The sequence below is a fragment of the Marivita sp. genome, from assembly GCF_048006345.1.
In the GTDB taxonomy this organism is placed as follows: Bacteria; Pseudomonadota; Alphaproteobacteria; order Rhodobacterales; family Rhodobacteraceae; genus Marivita.
Genome location: NZ_CP180351.1, coordinates 3,825,835 through 3,843,793, shown reverse-complemented (window position 1 = coordinate 3,843,793; position 17,959 = coordinate 3,825,835). Strand labels below are relative to the sequence as shown.

Below are 17,959 nucleotides of genomic sequence, written 5' to 3'. Positions count from 1 at the left end.
ATGGGAATGTCACGCCCGTCCCATCAGCTTGCCAGCACGTTCCTGAACAGCCACGGATCACTTTCGTCGATGTCTTCCGGGAAATGCTCCCACCGGTCCTGCAGCGGAGTCCAATCGGTGTAATGCGCTTCGACCGGCCCAAGGTAGGGACGCTGGACCTCAAGGCATCGCGCATGATCCATCTCGTCCGTTTCAACGATCCCGGCCTCGGGATTCTCCAACGCCCAGACCATTCCCGCCAGCACGGCACTCGTGACCTGCATTCCGGTCGCGTTCTGATAGGGTGCGAGATCGCGGGTTTCTTCGTTCGACAGTCGCGAACCGTACCACATGGCGTTTTTTTCGTGCCCGTAGAGCAGCACCCCCAACTCGTCGATGCCCTCGACAATCTCATCCTCGGTCAGGATGTGATGAACCTGCTGCTGTTTGCCAGAGCCGAACATCTCGTGCAGCGACAGCACGGCGTCATCGCAGGGGTGATAGGCATAGTGGCAGGTCGGTCGGTACTCTGGCGCACCGGCCTCACCCACGGTGTAATAATCCGAGATCGAAATCGCCTCGTTATGCGTCACCAGAAACCCGAATTGCGGACCAGGTGTCGGGCACCACGTGTGGACCCGCGTGATGGCACCGGGACGTTCCAGCCAGATCGCAGCCTGACACCCAGCCTCATAGGAATGGCCGTTCTCCGGAAACCATGTCTCGTGCGTGCCCCACCCCAACTCGGCCGGCTGAAACCCTTCAGCGATGAACCCTTCGACCGACCATGTGTTCACGAACACATTGCGCGGGCGCGGCGTTCGGCGGGCCTGAGTGTCCCGCTCCGCAATGTGCACACCCTTGACACCAAGCGACTGCATCAGGCTCGCCCACCCGGCTCGATCCTGCGGGACGGCGACATCACGTCCGGTGTCCTTGGCCAACGTCAACAGTGCCTCCTTGACGAACCACGACACCATCCCGGGGTTCGCGCCACAGCAACTCACAGCGGTGGTGCCGCCCGGATTGGCCACCTTTTCGTCGCGCACCGCTTGGCGCAGCGCATAATTCGTCCGCGCGGCATTGTCGGTCGTGTCGAAGTAGAAACCCGCCCAAGGCTCCACGACAGTGTCGATGTACAGCACGCCCAGTTCGCGGCAGAGCTTCATGAGGTCCAGTGAAGACGTATCGACCGAAAGGTTGACGCAGAACCCCTTGCCCTCGGCGAACAGGTCTTCCAGCACCTCGCGATAATTCTCGGGGGTCAGCGCGACCTGAAGATGCCTCAGTTTGTGCTGACGCAGAAAGTTCGCCTGACGCGCATCCGGTTCGATCACGGTCAATTTGTCGGCATCATATTCGAAATGCCGCTCGATCAGAGGCCAGGTGCCTTTCCCGATAGAGCCGAAGCCGATCATCACGATCGGCCCTTCGATGCGACCGTAAACTGGATGGTTTCGCGTCATGATTACTCCTTGTCGAGCCTGAACCGGGTTGGGACCTGCAGATCCTATCAGCATGGCCTGCAACGGAATTTCTATCGCGCCATACGGACAGAGTCCAAGACACTCTCAATGTTCGGTTGAACCAAGTCATGCACACCACCACGACGTTTGCGGTGTTGCGACAACAGATCGGCCACTTGCCGCCGACTTCATCGAAGATCGGTTGCGAACGTGGCTGAAAGTGATAGGGCAAAACCCGAAAAAAGTCTGAACAAGCGTCAAGCAATGACGGGCCGCGAGCAGCACATCCCGCGATGAGCGCCAATCCAGTGTCGCGAAATACCGCGCACTTGGCTGCCCGCAATCTTGCACGCAGTTTCAGGCAGTCTTGAAATTCCGGTGCCGCCAAAGCCCCGCTGTTGAACGATGAGTAGAAGACCAGGTCATGTCGACGATCTTGAGCACAAACAACACACCAAAAGGCCCGGTCACAGTTCTGGGTCAAGCCTATGTTGGCGAAACGTTGATCGCGCGCCCGAACGGGATCGGGGATGCGGACGGCATTGACTACACCACCGCGACATTCCAATGGCTTCGAGACGGCGAGGTCATCGAAGGCGCGACTGACCGCACGTTTGAGGTGTCCGAGGCCGACGTGGGCGCACGTCTCAGTGTGCGGTACAGCTATGTCGACTTTGGCGGCACTCTCGAAATACTGACCAGCGACCCTGAAAACGCCGTGCCTCCCGCCGGAACACCTGTCCCGGACGACACTGGCGCGAACAATCCGCTGATTGTTCTCGGGGACGCGATTGTCGGTGAAAGCCTGACAGCGCGCCCCAACGCGGTCAGCGACGTCAACGGGATCGACACATCCACGATCACATACCAATGGTATCGGGACGGAACTGCGATCAGCGGAGCCACGTCGCAAGTCTATGAGGTGACCGATGGCGACATTGATGCTCAGATCACTGTTCAGTTCTCGTACTTGGACCTGCGAGGCATTGCCAAGTCGCTGACAAGCAATCCCAAGGCTCCTGTTCCGATTCCTGTCGTCGAAGAGGTGACGCCTCCAATAGTGGACGTCCAAGATGATCTTCTGTTCGGTACGGCAGGCGCAGACACGCTTCGTGCCGCATATGGTCTCAAGCGGATCGACGCGTTCGGGGACACCGATACGGTGACTTTCGCTGGCGACCAGTCCGACTACACCGTGGTCATCGGGCAAGATGGCGTGACCGTTTCGGACCACCGGGCGTTTGGCCTCGGTGCCATCACACTGGAAAACGTCGAATTCCTTGACTTCGCGACCGAGATCCCGGCCTTCGATGGCCCGCTTGACCTGCAAATGTTCAGCGGCTTGGCCGATCTGTCCCAGAACGATGCAGAAGCGATCATCGAACTCTACATCGCTTATTTCAACCGCGCGCCTGACTCCATCGGTCTCAACTTCTGGGGAACCGCATTCGCCAGTGGCGTGTCACTGAGCGAAATGGCCCTGCTCTTCGCCGACCAGGACGAAACCCGCGCCACTTACCCTGATGGCACGTCGAACGCGGATTTCACCGCAGAAGTCTATGGCAATGTCCTTGGACGCTCCGCAGATCAGGCGGGTCTGACATTCTGGACAAACGCGTTGGACTCGGGGGCCGTGTCGCGCGATGAACTGATCCTTCAAGTGCTCGACGGAGCACGGTCGCCATTGCAGATCGAACGTGGGCTCGATTTCGTTCAGCAGCAGATTGCGGATCGAAACTACCTCGAGAACAAGATCGACATCGGTGCGCTCTACGCTGTTCACAAAGGTATGTCCGATGTCGCCCAAGCCGAAGCTGTTATGGCGCTGTATGACGGTACTGCCTCGAGCATCATTGCCTCTGTCGATGCGATTGACACATTCTATCGCGACGCCATCGATCCGAACGATGGAACGTTTCTTTTGCAAGTCGTCGGTGTGCTCGACAATCCGTTCGACAGCTGATCGCTCAATCCCTGTCTTGCCACGACAGCGCGTCCGCAAGAAAATCGTAGACCAGTCGCAACCGTCTATTGGAAAGAATATCCCGATGCGCGGTCAGCCATATCGGGAAGGGCAAATCCTGTACCGTAGGAGCAACACGGCTCACTGACGGGTCCGCGTCGCCGATGCGCACATCGATCACGCCGACCCCAAGCCCCTGCCGGACCATTTCCCACATCGCCAGATAACTCGTGCATTCATAGGCGACCGATGCCTGGGTCAATGGAAGGCCCATCGACTGCATCACACTGACAAAGCCTTCTGCCGGACCGGGCACGATCAATTGCGCATTGGCCCAATCTGCGTCGCTATTGATGGCTCCGAAACGGTCGATATAGGCCTGAGCCGCAAAGAAGTTCGCGCCTGCATCCGCAAGTCGTCTTGCAACCAGATCAGGCTCTTTTGGCCGAAAGTTGCGCAAGGCGATATCGGCCTCGCGCCGCATCAGGTCAGTGGCCTGATTGTCGGCCACAATCCGTAAGGTGATGCTGGGTTCCTGCTCGCGCAGGCGCTTCAGGATCGGCGGCAGGACAAGCCCGGCATAGGCATCGGACGCTGAAATCGTCACGAGACCGGACACAACATCGGATTGACCATACGCCGCAATCGAAAGCGACATGGCCGCCTCGCCCATCTTTCGGGCATGCGCGATCAGGTCCGCCCCGGCTGGGGTCAGCTCAAGACCGCGCCCGAAGCGTTCGAACAGCACAACCCCAAGTTCCGTCTGAAGCGCATCGACCTGCCGGCTGAGCGTTGGCTGCGCCAGCCCCAGTGCCCGTGCCGCTGCCGACAACGATCCCTCTTCTGCCGTCACCAGAAAGGCGCGGACCCGGTTCCAGTCAAAGGTGACAGAGGACCAATCCATGCAAATCTGCATATCAGAAATAGAAATTAGGTCAATTTTGTTGGGGTGCGCGTTCGGGTATATTTTGGACAGTCACACCAAGACGCGACGATCAATTCATCATCCATACCGCTGTTCGACGGCCAGCCCCCGCTCGCCGAACGCTGTTGCTTTGCAAAATGAAAGGAACTCCCATGCGTGCCTTTTCAGACCCGACATCCCCGCAATACGCCCGTCTCACGGGTATGTTCTACCTTGGCATCGCCATCGCGGGTGGTTTTGCCATTGCCTATGTTCCATCGCAGATCGTGGTTCAGGGTGACCCGGCGCAAACCGTGGCAAACATCCTGACCCGCACCGCGCTCTACCAAGCTGGTATCGCTGCGGATCTGGCGGTCATGGTGTTCGAAATCATGGCGCTCACGATGCTCTATTTCATGTTCAAGCCGGTCTCAGCGACACTGTCTTTCGCCGCCGCAATGGCACGGCTGAGCATGGTCAGTGTGATGTCCGCCATGTTGTTCTTCCACGCAGGCGCGACCGTGCTGGCACAGTCACCGGAACTGGTCAGTAGCTTTGACGCCGCTCAACGTGCCGACCTTGCCGGCCTGTTTCTAGAAATGCACCGAGCCGGCGTCTGGATTTGGCAGGTGTTCTTTACGCTGCATCTTGTCCTGCTGGGTACCTTGGTGCTGGCATCTCGCCGCTTTCCCCGCATCATCGGCATCGGGCTCATCGTTGGCGCGTCAGGCTACGTCCTTGACAGCATCTACGCCTTTGCGTTTCCGGATGCGGCAGTCCTCGGCATCCTCCGCGCTGGCCTTCTTGCCATCGTGACCCTGTCGGAAATCAGCTTTGCGCTTTGGCTGCTGATCAAAGGTCAATCACAAGACGTGCCACGACACACCAAAATGGCAACGATCTGATCCCAAAACGAAACAGGGCGGCCCGGTGAACCGCCCTGCTTCCTACTCCCAGCGCGACGCGCTCAGTTTTCGAGGATCACGTCGAAGTCAATACGACGCTCGCTCAGACCCGGCTGACCGGCAAGGATTTGCGGGGTCGAATGCGCCGCGATGATGATCTGCTCGGGATCGAACCCGGCAGCCACAAGCGAACTCATCAAAGCCACCGCCCGAAGACGCGCCGTCGCAGGCGTTTCCCCAGACCCAAGATCATCCGAGAATTGACCGACGACGCGCAACCGTGCTTCGGGGCAGGCGCTTGCCTTTCTTGCCAGTTCCATGACCGCAGGCATCCCATCAGACGGTGCCGTGATCGATCGTGGCGAATAGAACAGCTTGGTCTGCGCGACAGCCGCCTGAAGCTGTTCGGCGCAAGCGGAGGGCGCGTTACCCAAAGGACGTGAGAAGCCGGTCACGCCCGCGCGCTGCGAGATTTCCCGAATTTGGAACTCCACGCGCCGGTCGTAATAAGCGGCAGATTGACTTCCCGTGACATGAGACGGTCGCTGGCTGCCCAGCCCGATGGATTGGAAGCGCGACACATCGATGCCAGCCGCAGCAATCCGCTTGAGAACCTCATCCGCACGCTGCTGGCTCAGACGCCGATTGACCGCCGGATCGCCGGACGGGTCGGAATGGCCCTCGACCACAATCTCGACGTGCGGACAATCCTGCGCCACCAGCCCAATCAGTCGCGCCTGCGCCATCCCAGCCTCTTCGGTTGTCAGACCGCCACTTGGGAAATAGACGCGCGCCTCGCTCGCAAGAACACGCAGGTCTTCCACGCAGGATTTCCCCTGCGCCAGATTGGCCTGCGCGGCGGCAAAAAACGCCTGCGGGTTGCTGGTCGGACTGACCTTGGGTTCCGGTTCGATCGACACGGTTTGCGGTGCAACCGGTGGCTGCACCGGTGTCACCACCGCAGGCTCAACCGGAGTCGGGGCCAGCGTCACTTCCGGCGGTTGCGGCGCTTGCAGAACCGCCGCCTGAACGGCCTCGATGCTGCCCGAGCTTTGCGGCACCAATCCGATACCTTGTTCACCCAACGCAACAGGGTTCTGCGTCACGGTCCGCGACACCTCGAAGTCAGAGGCTGCACCCACAGGCCCTACGTCTCGAGGTCCGAAACTGATGACCCCGGTGGCGGCAAGGACGATCGCCGTGGTCGGCGCGATCCACGGCAAATGCTCTTTCAAAATACGTAACGACATGCTCTTCCCCCAGAATTAAGCAGCATCGTGAGCGTTGTTTCGCTCAACATCTTGGCAGTGATATCTTTCGATACTGCTCAATTTGGTGTTCGGGTCAACATCTATGTGGCAACCCTGCGCTGTAGCATAGGATTTTTTTTCGCCTGTTACTTTCGCGACTTAGATCGAAAGAATCCCCCCGCACAATCCCGCTGCCTTGCGTCCATGCACGGTCGCGGCTAGGGAAAGCACGACACGAGCCGGAGGGTGAAATGGACGATCTGCGCGACAAGTATATTGGGCTGATTGCGGCGGCGAGCGATGAATCGACGCTTGAAGACCTGCGCGTGCAGGCGGTCGGCAAGAAGGGCGAGATCAGCCTTCTGATGCGCGAGCTGGGCAAGATGAGCCCCGAGGAACGCCAGAGCGCCGGCCCCGCCTTGAACGCCCTCAAGGACGAGATCAACTCGGCCCTCTCCGCGAAGAAAGCCGCGCTCGAAGATGCGGCGCTCGATGAGCGCCTGCGTGGCGAATGGCTGGATGTCACCCTGCCCGGTCGTGGCCGCCGTCAAGGCACGATCCACCCGATCAGCCAGGTCACCGAAGAGGTCACAGCGATCTTTGCCGATATGGGCTTTTCCGTCGCCGAAGGTCCGCAGATCGACACCGACTGGTATAATTTCGACGCCCTGAACATGCCCGGCCACCACTCCGCGCGGGCCGAGATGGACACGTTCTACATGCACCGAGCCGAGGGTGACAATCGCCCGCCGCACGTGCTGCGCACCCACACCTCGCCGGTACAGATCCGGTCAATGGAAAAAACCGGTGCGCCGATCCGCATCATCGCGCCCGGTCGCGTCTACCGCGCCGACTATGACCAGACTCACACGCCGATGTTCCACCAGGTCGAGGGCCTTGCCATCGACAAGGACATCTCCATGGCGAACCTGAAATGGGTGCTGGAAGAATTCGTGAAGGCCTATTTCGAAGTCGACAACGTCGAACTCCGCTTCCGCGCATCGCACTTCCCCTTCACCGAACCCTCGGCCGAGGTCGACATCCGCTGCTCCTGGGAAGGCGGCACGCTGAAAGTGGGCGAAGGCGACGACTGGCTCGAGATCCTCGGCTCCGGCATGGTGCACCCCAAGGTGTTGCAGAACGCAGGCGTCGACCCGAACGAATGGCAGGGTTTTGCCTTCGGCATGGGCATCGACCGCATCGCGATGCTGAAATACGGCATCCCTGACCTTCGCGCCTTCTTCGATTCAGACCTCCGCTGGCTGCGCCACTACGGCTTTGCCGCGCTGGATGTGCCGACGCTGCATGGCGGATTGAGTTAAAATCGTAGGCCGGGCTTCAGCCCGGCACAGAACTGGATTGCCGGGCTGAAGCCCGGCCTACAGGAAGACGAACCATGAAATTCACCCTCTCCTGGCTGAAAAAGCACCTCGACACCACCGCGACTGTGGACGAGATCACCTATGCCCTGACCGACCTGGGTCTTGAGGTCGAAGGCGTCGAGAACCCGGCGGACAAGCTCAAGACCTTTACGCTGGCCAAGGTGAAACACGCCGAACAGCACCCTGATGCAGACCGCCTCCGCGTCTGCACGGTTGAGACTGACGAAGGCGACAAGCAAATCGTCTGTGGCGCGCCGAACGCGCGTGCGGGCATCACCGTCGTTCTGGCGAAACCGGGCGACTATGTGCCGGGCATCGACGTCACGCTCAGCGTTGGCAACATCCGCGGTGTTGCAAGCCACGGCATGATGGCCTCGGAACGCGAGCTTGAACTCAGCGACGAACATGATGGCATCATCGAACTGCCCTCGGGCGAGGTGGGTCAGAAATTCATCGACTGGCTGGCCGAAAACGACCCTGCCAAGGTGGACCCGGTGATCGAAATCGCCATCACCCCCAACCGCCCCGATGCGCTGGGTGTTCAGGGCATCGCCCGCGATCTGGCCGCCCGTGGTCTTGGCACGCTGAAGACCCTCGCGGTCGATCCCGTCCCCGCCAGCTTCACCGCCGACACCAAGGTGGTGATCGACGCCGACACGCTGGACGGCTGCCCGCTTTTCTGTGGCCGCATCATTCGCGGCGTGAAAAACGGCCCGAGCCCGCAATGGCTGCAAGACGCCCTGCGCGCCATCGGACTGCGCCCGATCAACTTCCTTGTCGATGTGACCAACTTCTTCACCTACGACCGCAACCGCCCGCTTCACGTCTTCGACATGGCCAAGGTGACAGGCGACCTGCGCGTGCACCGCGCGGCAGGTGGTGAGGAACTACTGGCGCTCGACGGCAAGACCTATGCGCTCCAGCCCGGTCAAATGGTGATCTCCGACGCCAAGGGCCCCGAAAGCATCGCCGGCATTATGGGTGGCGAGGAAACGGGCTGCACCGACGAGACCACGGATGTCTTTGTTGAAAGCGCCTATTGGGACCCGATCCAGATCGCCTACACGGGCCGCGCGCTCAAGATCAACTCCGACGCCCGCTACCGCTTCGAACGCGGTGTCGATCCGGTCTTCACACCCGAAGGTCTGGAACTGGCGGTGCGGATGATCGTCGATCACGCAGGCGGTGAAGCCTCCGAGCTGATCCAGGCGGGTGCCGTCCCCGACACCTCCCGCGCCTACAAGCTTGATCCGGCGCGCGTGATCTCGCTCGTCGGCATGGAGATCCCCGAGGCCGAGCAGCGGCAGACGCTGACCGCCCTTGGCTTCCGTCTGGAAGGCAACATGGCCTATGTGCCCTCATGGCGTCCCGACGTCATGGGCGAGGCCGATCTGGTGGAAGAAGTCGCCCGCATCGCGTCCCTGACCAAGCTTGAAGGCAAGCCGATGCGCCGCATGGACCCCGGTGTGCCAAAGCCCATCCTGTCCCCGATGCAGCGCCGCGAACGCGCCGCACGTCGGACAGCGGCGGCGCTTGGTTACAACGAATGCGTGACCTACAGCTTCATCGACAAGGCTTCAGCCACCCTGTTCGCAGGCGGAGACGACGCCACCATGCTCGCCAACCCGATCAGCGCGGACATGAGCCACATGCGCCCCGCCCTGCTGCCGGGTCTGTTGCAAGCCGCCGCCCGCAATCAGGCGCGCGGGTTCATGGATCTGGCGCTCTTCGAACTGGGCCACGCATTCCACGGCGGCGAACCCGAAGAGCAGCATCTGATGCTGTCCGGTCTGCTGATCGGCAAGACCGGCCCCAAGGACGTACACGGCACCGCGCGCGCGGTTGATGTATTCGACGTCAAGGCCGATGCCGAAGCGATCCTTGCGGCGATGGGCGCACCCGCGAAAACCCAAATCCTGCGCGGTGCAAGCGACTGGTGGCATCCCGGTCGTCACGGCATGATCTGCCTTGGCCCGAAAAAGGTGCTGGGCGTCTTTGGCGAACTGCACCCCAAGGTGCTCAAGGCGATGGATGTCAAAGGCCCTGCGGTTGCGTTCACCCTCTGGCCGCAGGAAATCCCCCTGCCGCGCAAGACCGGGGCCACACGCCCGGCTCTGGTGCTCAATGACCTGCAAGCGGTCGAACGGGACTTCGCCTTTGTCGTCGATGCGCAGGTCGCAGCGCTCGACCTGATGAACGCAGCAGCCGGGGCCGACAAGGCACTGATCGCTGATGTGCGCCTGTTCGACGAATTCATCGGCGGGTCGCTGGGAGAGGGCAAGAAATCCCTCGCCATCACCGTGCGGCTTCAGCCGACCGACAGCACGCTCAAGGAAGCGGACATCGAAGCGGTCGGCAAGAAGATCATCGAGAAAGTCGAAAAAGCCACCGGCGGCACGTTGCGCGGCTAGGGCGACACAACAAGAAAGGCGAGACCACCATGTACAAGTCTGCGAAGTTCTGGGATCGGGTCGCGGACAAATACGCGGCCTCGCCAATCCGCAATCAGGCCGCCTATGAGGCCACACTCGACCGGATGCGCGGACTCCTCTCACCTACGGATTCCGTCCTCGAACTGGGCTGCGGCACAGGAACGACAGCAATCGCGCTGGCGCCCAGCCTTGGGCACATCATCGCCACCGATGTCTCTGACGCGATGCTCGACAAGGGCCGCGAAAAGGCACAGGCTGCCGGCACGGCCAATGTTGAATTCCTCCAGTCCGACGCGGCAGACGCGCCCGCAGGCCCGTTTGACGCGGTTCTTGCGCTCAACCTGTTGCACCTGCTCGAAGACCTTGATGGCGCGCTGTCCGAGATCGCCAAGCGCACCAAACCCGGCGGTCTGTTCATCTCCAAGACCTTCTGCATGCCAGGCCGGGGCAGCGTGATCTGGTGGTTCATCCAACTCGGCCTACCGATTGCACAAGCCATTGGCAAAGCACCTTATTTCGCCAAGCTGTCGACCGCTGACCTGGACGCGGCGATCACAAAGGCCGGGTTTACCATCATCGAGACCCAGATGGCTCCGGGCAAGGATCCCCGCCGCACGGTCATCGCGCGTCGCACCGATTGATTGGCCTTTCCGCCGATCTGCGCTACCCCTTTTACCAAACAAAAGGAGTATCCCATGGCCCTGCGTGTCTACCTGTCCGGCGAAATCCACACCGATTGGCGTGAACAGATCATCGACGCCTGCGACGGTCTCGACGTGAGTTTTGACAGCCCCGTGACCGATCACGCCGCCAGCGACGATTGCGGTGTGGCGATCCTTGGCGCGGAGGAAAACAAGTATTGGCACGACCACAAGGGCGCAATGGTCAACGCGATCCGCACCCGCAAGGGGATTGCGGACGCAGATGTCGTTGTGGTCCGGTTCGGCGAGAAGTACAAACAGTGGAACGCCGCCTTTGATGCTGGATACGCCGCTGCCTTGGGCAAGTCCCTGATTATCCTGCAACAGCCGGAACATGATCATGCCCTGAAAGAGGTGGATGCCGCAGCACTTGCGATGACCCGCACCCCGCAAGAGGTCGCGCAAATCCTGCGATATGTGCTGACCGGAACCCTGCCAAAGTGACAATACGGAAAAGATGACTCTGGTTTGCTGCATATTTGCGGCAAGACTTCGCAAATTCCCCGTGGATTGTTTCGGGATGCGTGACAATGACGGTGGCGATGGTATCAAAATCGCAGCCACGCGTTTTTTGTCGCGGCAAGCCAACACGAGGGAAGATTAGTAATGATTTAAGAATTCAAAGACTTCATTGCCAAGGGCAATGTCATGGACATGGCCGTCGGTATCATCGTCGGTGCAGCGTTTACCGCGATTGTCACGTCGCTCGTGGGCGACATCATCAACCCGATCATCGCGCTGTTCACCGGCGGAATCGACTTCTCGGGATGGTTCTACACACTGGATGGCAGCACACATGCGTCGCTTGCCGCTGCGCAGGAAGCCGGTGCCGCAGTATTTGCAATCGGCAACTTCATCATGGCCGTGATCAACTTCATGATCATCGCCTTCGTGGTGTTCCTGCTGGTCAAGATGGTGAACCGGGTCAAATCAGCCGCGGAAAAGCCGCAGGATGTGGCGCCCGAAGTGCCGACGGGTCCGAGCGAACTGGACGTTCTTCTGGAAATCCGCGACGCCCTCAAAAAAGGCTGACACGTCGCTTCAAAACGTCACGATCGGTTTTGACTGAACCCTGCGCCGGACATCCCGGCGCAGGGTTTTTTTCTAACACTTTCCCGGTTAGTTGCCCGGTGTCAGCTTGTGGATGAACCCTTCATCTGTCGCGGTGTAAAGGCTGCCATCCGGACCAAGCACAACCGACCGGAACCGTCCCGACTCCATTGGCAGCGTCAACTCGGTGACATCCTCGACCTTCAGGTCTTCGGTCAGTTCGATCACGTCGATGCGCTGACCGATGGGTGTCCCGCCAAAGCCGATGCCCATGATACCCACGACCATGGCACCGTTCCAGTCGCCCCACTGCTCGCCCTCGAGGAACGCAGCCGAGGATGTGCCCTGAGACCAACCGTTGTTGTCCCAGATCGGCGGCATCGCATCAGGATAGGTCGCCAGATCCGTCATCGGCATGAAAGCAGCTCGCGCATAGCGGTCCATGCCATCCATCTGGTTCGGGCTATAGCCACAGTAATTGTCAGGGCAATCGCCCCGACCCGCCATGTTCGGGCGCGGGTCCCAACCGGCATTGCCACCGTTTCGCAGCACGGTGATCTCGTCCGAATGCCACGGGCCATGCTCTGCCGTGATCGGCGTGCCGGTTGCCGGGTGGAACGCGATGCCCTGCACGTTGCGGTGACCATACGTGAAGGTCCGCTTGTCAAAGCCCTCGGGCGGCGTGTTTTCGGCAGCGGCATTGCCATCGCGGTCGATGCGCAGCACCTTGCTGCCCATGATCGTCGGGCTTTGCGGCACCTCGCCGTTATGGGTGTCCCCGGTCGTCAGGTAGATATACCCATCCGGCCCGAAACGAACTCGCCCGCCATTATGCGCCCCTGTTCCCCCGAACGGGTGATCCGTCGCTTCCATCTTGTAGGGCACATCGTCCACGATATCGGTGCGGTCCGACACGTTGGTAAAGTCTTCGTTCACCACCAGTCGCATCAGCCGGTTGGTGTGTGGCGTGACCATGTTGGATGTCGAATAGACAAAGATCTGACGGTTGTTGGCAAAGTCCGGATCGACCGCAACCCCCATCATCCCAGCCTGTCCATCACAGAACAGATCGTCCGCGCTGCTGGCATAGCCCTCGGCACCCGACATGCCCAAGAGGTTGTTGACCTGACCCGATGGCAGCAGGACGGACAGCCCGTCACACTTTTCGGTAAAGAACATCGTGCCGTCGTCAAGGAACGACATGTCCCACGGCTCGTCAACGTCGTCCAGCACGATCGTGTGCTGCAAGCTTGTGGTATTCATCATCTGGGCCGAAACCGATGACGCGGCAACAAAAGCGCCGGTCACGAACGGCGCCAAGGCCAGAACTGCGGTAGTACGAGACAGATAACCCATAATAACCTCCCTGATTTATGGACAGTCCAGCTTCCTCCATGACACAGGGTGACCCTGCGTCAGCTGAACACAGGAGAGCTAGTTTCAGGTCGGGATCTAATCAACACCTGAAATATATCTTTTCTCGATATGCGGGATTTTCCGCCGACCGGTGATGCCTCGCACAGGCCTTCCAGGTCAGACCACCACGTCAAGCCGCTCCTGCGTGCCAACGTCGAACACGCGCTTGTACCGGGCAATCTCGTCCTGCGGTCCCATCGCCTTGTTGGGGTTGTCCGACAGTTTCACCGTCGGTTTCCCGTTGGCTTCCACCGCCTTGCAGACAAGGCTGAACGGCGCCAGCCGATCATCCGGCGTCAGCCCACGGAAGTCGTTGGTCAGCAACGTCCCCCATCCGAAGGACACACGCACCCGCCCGGCGAACTGTCTCTGCAGTTCAAGGATCTTGTCCACGTCGAGCCCATCCGAGAAAATCACCAGCTTCTTCGTCGGATCCTCGCCGCGCTCTTTCCACCAGCGGATCGCGGTCTCGGCACCGGTTGCAGGATCACCTGAATCGATCCGGATACCCGTCCAACCCGCCAACCAGTCCGGCGCATTCTTCAGGAAACCCTCGGTCCCATAGGTGTCCGGCAGGATCATCCGCAGATTGCCTTCGTGTTCCTCGTGCCAATCCGCCAACACGTCATAAGGCGCCTTTGCCAAAGCCACGTCATCCTCGGCCAAGGCGGCATAGACCATGGGCAGTTCATGCGCGTTGGTACCAATCGCCTCAAGGTCGCGGTTCTTGGCGATCAGGCAGTTCGATGTGCCGACGAAACTGTCACCCAGCCCCTCGTACATCGCCTGCACACACCAATCCTGCCAGAGGAACGAATGCCGTCGCCGCGTGCCAAAATCGGCGATGCGCAAAGTCGGGTCCACCCGCAAAAGTTCGATCTTTTCCCAAAGCTTGGTCATCGCGCGCGCATAAAGCACCTGCAGTTCGAACCGCCCCATGTCGTTTAGAACCGCACGTCCGCGCAGCTCCATCAGTACGGCAAGCGCCGGGATCTCCCACAGCATCACCTCGGGCCACGCACCCTCAAAGGTCAGCTCGTACTGATCGCCCACCCGCTCTAGGTGATAGGGCGGCAGGCGCAACTGTTCGAACCACTCCATGAAATCCGGGCGGAACATCTGACGCTTGCCGTAAAACGTGTTCCCGCGTAGCCAAGTGCTCTCATTGCGCCGCAGAGACAGCGACCTGATGTGATCCAGTTGCTCGCGCAATTCGCCCTCGTCGATCAGCTTGGCCAAGGGCACATGCGACGACCGGTTGATGAGGCTGAACGTCACCTGCGTGTCGCGCTTGTTGCGGAACACCGACTGGCACATCAGCAGCTTGTAGAAATCCGTATCGATGAGCGAACGCACGATGGGGTCGATCTTCCATTTGTGGTTCCAGACACGGGTGGCGATATCAACCATGATGGTCTCCAAGGGCGCAGGCGCCTCGCTTAGACCAATCCAACCCCGACTTGTCCAGTGTCAGTGGTTCTTGTCCCAGTTCGCGACCTCTTCATCGCGGATGCGTTCGCAGGTCGCCTCGTCCACGCCCAACAACCCGGCAATCTCGCCGACAAGCAAGTCTTCCTTGGCATGCCGATTGCCATCCGCATAGACCACATCCCACAACGCCGCGACTGCAGCCTCGCGTTTCTCTGTGCTGATGTTCTCGGTCAGGATCGCCGCAAGATCGGCCGTCTTGGGCAGTTCATGCTCCAGCTTTTCGCACTGGGCGCGCATCTTGGCCGCCTCCAGCGGCTTGAGCCCGTACATCTTGGCCAGCACGCGGTCGATCTCTTCCACCTCCTGGAACAGATACGCCTTGTCCGCCATTGCGGTGCGGACCATGAGCGCGCCCAAAGCGTATTTCGCATCGGCGGGCGGCAACGGAGTGGTCGGCGTTGTTTTGTCAAACAGCGCAAGGATACGTTCGAACATGGCTCGGTGCCTCTGACGGTCTTGTTTCGAGCAGCTTACGAAACTTGCGACTCGGAACAAAGGGGGAAACCACCAACTTCTGCGTCGCAAAGCGTAAACTGCGCTGCTTGAACCACAGGGATCAGGCCCGCGACAAATCCCGCTTGCTGCGCTTCAGTTCTGCGTCCAGTTCAGTAGGCTTGTGACGCGCGGAAGCCAGAGCGTCCTCCAAGGACGCCCCGTCCACCGCCGCTGCAGCTACCTTGGCGAGCGCGTAGGTCGACACACGCTTCACCCCTTTCAGCGCGGCACGACTGAGGCCAATCGCAGCCAGATACGTGTGATACGGCCCGAGCGTGCCCGGCCCGCTGGTCGCCTGACCCTCGGAAACGGACTTGCACGCCTCCACATCGGTCGAGACATAGGCCCGGCAGATCATCGGCCGCGCATCATAGGCGCGGCAGCTGCGCGTCTCCGGGTCAAGCGAGGGACAGGCCTTGGGGTGCCACGCACGCCCATCGGGTTGCCCCGCCAAGGGCGAAAGCGCGCTGTGCAGCGCGATGGCTTCGGCCTCGGTGATCGTCCCGCCATCATCTCCCGACAGGATGCAGCAGAACGCACAGCCATCCGCACAGGCCAAGCCCTGCGGCGACATCGCGGATAGGGCCACCCGCCCGATTCCGGTCGCGGCGGTGCCGTCGGCCAGCTCTTTCGTGGCTCGCCCGATATCCCCTTGTGCGCCGATATGCGCCATCAACCCCCGCCGAGCGCGGTCGGTCACTTCGGGCGCGCTGCCCGAGCGGGCCTTGCTCAGTCGGTCGAGGAGCGCCGGCACTTTGCTCATGCCAGTGTCACACCGGCCTTGAGCATATCAGCCTTGGCCGTCTCAAGCGATCCGTTCAGATCAATTGCCCGGCAGAGATCCAGTTTCACGGTCACATCAAAGCCCAGCTTGGCCGCATCAATTGCGGAATAGGCGACGCAGAAATCGGTGGCGAGGCCCACCATCATCAACTGCGTGATGCCCCGCGTGCGCAGATAGCCTTCAAGCCCGGTCGGCGTTGTGTGGTCATTCTCGAAAAACGCCGAATAGCTGTCGATGGCGCGGCGAAAGCCTTTGCGGATCACCATCTCGGCACGGTCGGCAATCAGGCCCGCGTGAAATGCCGACCCCTCCGATCCGATCACGCAATGATCCGGCCAAAGCACCTGCGGACCATACGGCATCTCGATCAGACCGTACGGGTTGTGGCCCTCATGCTGCGAGGCAAAGCTCGAATGATCCGCCGGGTGCCAATCCTGCGTCAGCACCACAGCTTCGGCATCGGCCATCAGCGCGTTGATGCCGGGAACGATCTGGTCGCCCTCTGTCACCGCCAGCGCACCGCCGGGGCAGAAATCGTTTTGCACGTCGATGACGATCAGCGCGGACATGGGGCAAGCCTCCTCTTGGGTATGCCTTGGGTAAGAACCCCGCCTCCAAGGGTCAAGGGTTGCGGCATTCAGGAACCTTGCCTGACGGGGATTCGAGGCGTAATTGCGCGCCCATGTTTACCGTTTGCGCACTCTATCACTTCACCCGCTTCGACGACCCGGCCGCACTCCGCGAACCGTTGCTGGCGGTTTGCAGTGACAACGCGATCACCGGCACCCTTCTGCTCGCCAAGGAAGGCATCAACGGCACGGTCGCCGGACCCGAGGCGGGCATTAACGCTTTGTTGACCCACCTGCGCGCCCTTCCCGGCTGTGCCGATCTGGAATGGAAGATTTCGACTGCGCAGGACCGCCCCTTCGCCCGCATGAAAGTGCGGCTGAAGAAAGAGATCGTCACGATGGGCGTGCCGGATGTCGATCCGCGTGCGAAGGTGGGCCATTACGTTCAGCCGTCCGAGTGGAACGAGCTGATCCAAAGCCCGGACGTGGCTGTGATCGACACCCGCAACGATTACGAGGTCGCCATCGGGACATTTGAAGGTGCAGTCGATCCCAAGACCGACAGCTTCCGCGAATTTCCGGAGTGGTGGGAAAAGAACAAGGACCGCTTTCACAACAAGCGCATCGCGATGTTCTGCACCGGCGGCATTCGCTGCGAAAAATCCACCAATTACCTGCTCAGTCAGGGGGTGGAAGAGGTCTATCACCTCAAGGGTGGCATCCTGAAATACCTTGAAGAGGTGCCCGCCGAGCAAAGCACCTGGCTGGGAGAATGCTTTGTTTTTGATGGGCGCGTATCGGTCGGGCATGGGTTGAAGGAAGGGCCGCATTTGCTGTGCCATGCCTGCCGTCGCCCGATTTTACCGGATGATAAAAATCGCCCCGAGTATGAGCAGGGCGTGTCCTGTCACCTTTGCATCGAAGAGACCTCGGACGAGGACAAGGCTCGGTTCCGGGAGCGGCAGAAACAGATCCGGCTCGCCGAGGCGCGAGGCGAGCGGCATCTGCACGCAGATGTGATTGACGACATGTAAATAGGTCCGGACCGGCCCTTTTGTTTCGCGCGCGAAACATTGGGTCACGTCCAGTTTCCTTTTCCGTTCACAGTTTTTTATGGGGTCCGGACTAAGATTTTCGTACGAAGAATCTCGGACCCACCATAAAATTCTGGG

General features: G+C 60.3%; 15 protein-coding genes and 1 pseudogene. 8 read left to right on the top strand and 8 right to left on the bottom strand.

The features are described 5' to 3' along the window. Positions 1 to 23: 23 nt before the first annotated feature. Positions 24 to 1,445, bottom strand: a complete 1,422-nt coding sequence (locus tag ACMVPR_RS18640; protein ID WP_416884091.1) for a homospermidine synthase — start codon at positions 1,443 to 1,445, stop codon at positions 24 to 26. Between the two features lie 424 nt (positions 1,446 to 1,869). Here ACMVPR_RS18640 and ACMVPR_RS18635 point away from each other — a divergent pair, with 424 nt between their 5' ends. Further along, positions 1,870 to 3,408 (top strand): DUF4214 domain-containing protein, encoded by a 1,539-nt coding sequence (locus ACMVPR_RS18635; RefSeq protein WP_416884090.1) that lies wholly within the window; start codon positions 1,870 to 1,872, stop codon positions 3,406 to 3,408. A gap of 4 nt (positions 3,409 to 3,412) precedes the next feature. On the opposite strand, the gene ACMVPR_RS18630 is transcribed toward ACMVPR_RS18635, so the two are convergent. Next, entirely contained in the window at positions 3,413 to 4,312 is a 900-nt protein-coding gene (locus ACMVPR_RS18630; protein ID WP_416884089.1) for a LysR family transcriptional regulator, read from the bottom strand. A gap of 173 nt (positions 4,313 to 4,485) precedes the next feature. On the opposite strand from ACMVPR_RS18630, the gene ACMVPR_RS18625 reads away from it, so the two are divergent. Beyond that, a complete protein-coding gene (locus tag ACMVPR_RS18625) occupies positions 4,486 to 5,217 on the top strand; it encodes a DUF4386 domain-containing protein (protein ID WP_416884088.1) in 732 nt (243 codons plus the stop codon). A gap of 62 nt (positions 5,218 to 5,279) precedes the next feature. Here the strand turns inward: ACMVPR_RS18625 and ACMVPR_RS18620 are convergent, their stop codons facing one another. After that, a complete protein-coding gene (locus tag ACMVPR_RS18620) occupies positions 5,280 to 6,467 on the bottom strand; it encodes an OmpA family protein (RefSeq protein WP_416884087.1) in 1,188 nt (395 codons plus the stop codon). Between the two features lie 251 nt (positions 6,468 to 6,718). Between ACMVPR_RS18620 and pheS the strand changes: the two genes are divergently transcribed. The 5 genes and pseudogenes from pheS to mscL all read left to right on the top strand — a co-directional run. Then, a complete protein-coding gene (gene pheS / locus ACMVPR_RS18615) occupies positions 6,719 to 7,789 on the top strand; it encodes a phenylalanine--tRNA ligase subunit alpha (protein ID WP_416884086.1) in 1,071 nt (356 codons plus the stop codon). Between the two features lie 74 nt (positions 7,790 to 7,863). Continuing rightward, positions 7,864 to 10,260, top strand: coding sequence for a phenylalanine--tRNA ligase subunit beta (gene pheT, locus ACMVPR_RS18610; RefSeq protein ID WP_416884085.1), 2,397 nt, complete (start codon positions 7,864 to 7,866; stop codon positions 10,258 to 10,260). A 29-nt stretch (positions 10,261 to 10,289) separates the two neighbouring features. Continuing rightward, positions 10,290 to 10,922 (top strand): class I SAM-dependent methyltransferase, encoded by a 633-nt coding sequence (locus ACMVPR_RS18605; RefSeq protein ID WP_416884084.1) that lies wholly within the window; start codon positions 10,290 to 10,292, stop codon positions 10,920 to 10,922. Positions 10,923 to 10,976: 54 nt separating this feature from the next. Next, complete coding sequence (locus tag ACMVPR_RS18600) at positions 10,977 to 11,426, top strand: YtoQ family protein (protein ID WP_416884083.1); 450 nt, start codon at positions 10,977 to 10,979, stop codon at positions 11,424 to 11,426. Between the two features lie 171 nt (positions 11,427 to 11,597). Further along, positions 11,598 to 12,014 (top strand): annotated as a pseudogene (gene mscL, locus ACMVPR_RS18595) (large conductance mechanosensitive channel protein MscL); the annotation flags it as partial. A gap of 87 nt (positions 12,015 to 12,101) precedes the next feature. Here mscL and ACMVPR_RS18590 read toward each other — a convergent pair. From ACMVPR_RS18590 to pncA, 5 genes are all read right to left on the bottom strand, one after another. Continuing rightward, positions 12,102 to 13,388 carry a PQQ-dependent sugar dehydrogenase gene (locus ACMVPR_RS18590; protein ID WP_416884082.1) on the bottom strand — a complete coding sequence of 429 codons (1,287 nt, stop codon included), beginning with the start codon at positions 13,386 to 13,388 and terminating at the stop codon, positions 12,102 to 12,104. Positions 13,389 to 13,565: 177 nt separating this feature from the next. Further along, a complete protein-coding gene (gene pncB / locus ACMVPR_RS18585) occupies positions 13,566 to 14,858 on the bottom strand; it encodes a nicotinate phosphoribosyltransferase (protein WP_416884081.1) in 1,293 nt (430 codons plus the stop codon). 60 nt (positions 14,859 to 14,918) lie between these two features. Then, on the bottom strand, positions 14,919 to 15,374 hold the full coding sequence (locus ACMVPR_RS18580) for a TerB family tellurite resistance protein (RefSeq protein WP_292264512.1): 456 nt from the start codon (positions 15,372 to 15,374) through the stop codon (positions 14,919 to 14,921). A gap of 121 nt (positions 15,375 to 15,495) precedes the next feature. Beyond that, the gene (locus tag ACMVPR_RS18575) at positions 15,496 to 16,197 is read right to left on the bottom strand and encodes a YkgJ family cysteine cluster protein (protein WP_416884080.1); all 702 of its coding nucleotides are present in this window, start codon (positions 16,195 to 16,197) and stop codon (positions 15,496 to 15,498) included. Beyond that, positions 16,194 to 16,787 (bottom strand): bifunctional nicotinamidase/pyrazinamidase, encoded by a 594-nt coding sequence (gene pncA, locus ACMVPR_RS18570; RefSeq protein WP_416884079.1) that lies wholly within the window; start codon positions 16,785 to 16,787, stop codon positions 16,194 to 16,196. Before pncA ends, ACMVPR_RS18575 begins: the two co-directional genes overlap by 4 nt. Before the next feature lie 113 nt (positions 16,788 to 16,900). On the opposite strand from pncA, the gene ACMVPR_RS18565 reads away from it, so the two are divergent. Continuing rightward, positions 16,901 to 17,821 (top strand): rhodanese-related sulfurtransferase, encoded by a 921-nt coding sequence (locus ACMVPR_RS18565; protein WP_416884078.1) that lies wholly within the window; start codon positions 16,901 to 16,903, stop codon positions 17,819 to 17,821. Positions 17,822 to 17,959: the final 138 nt, after the last annotated feature.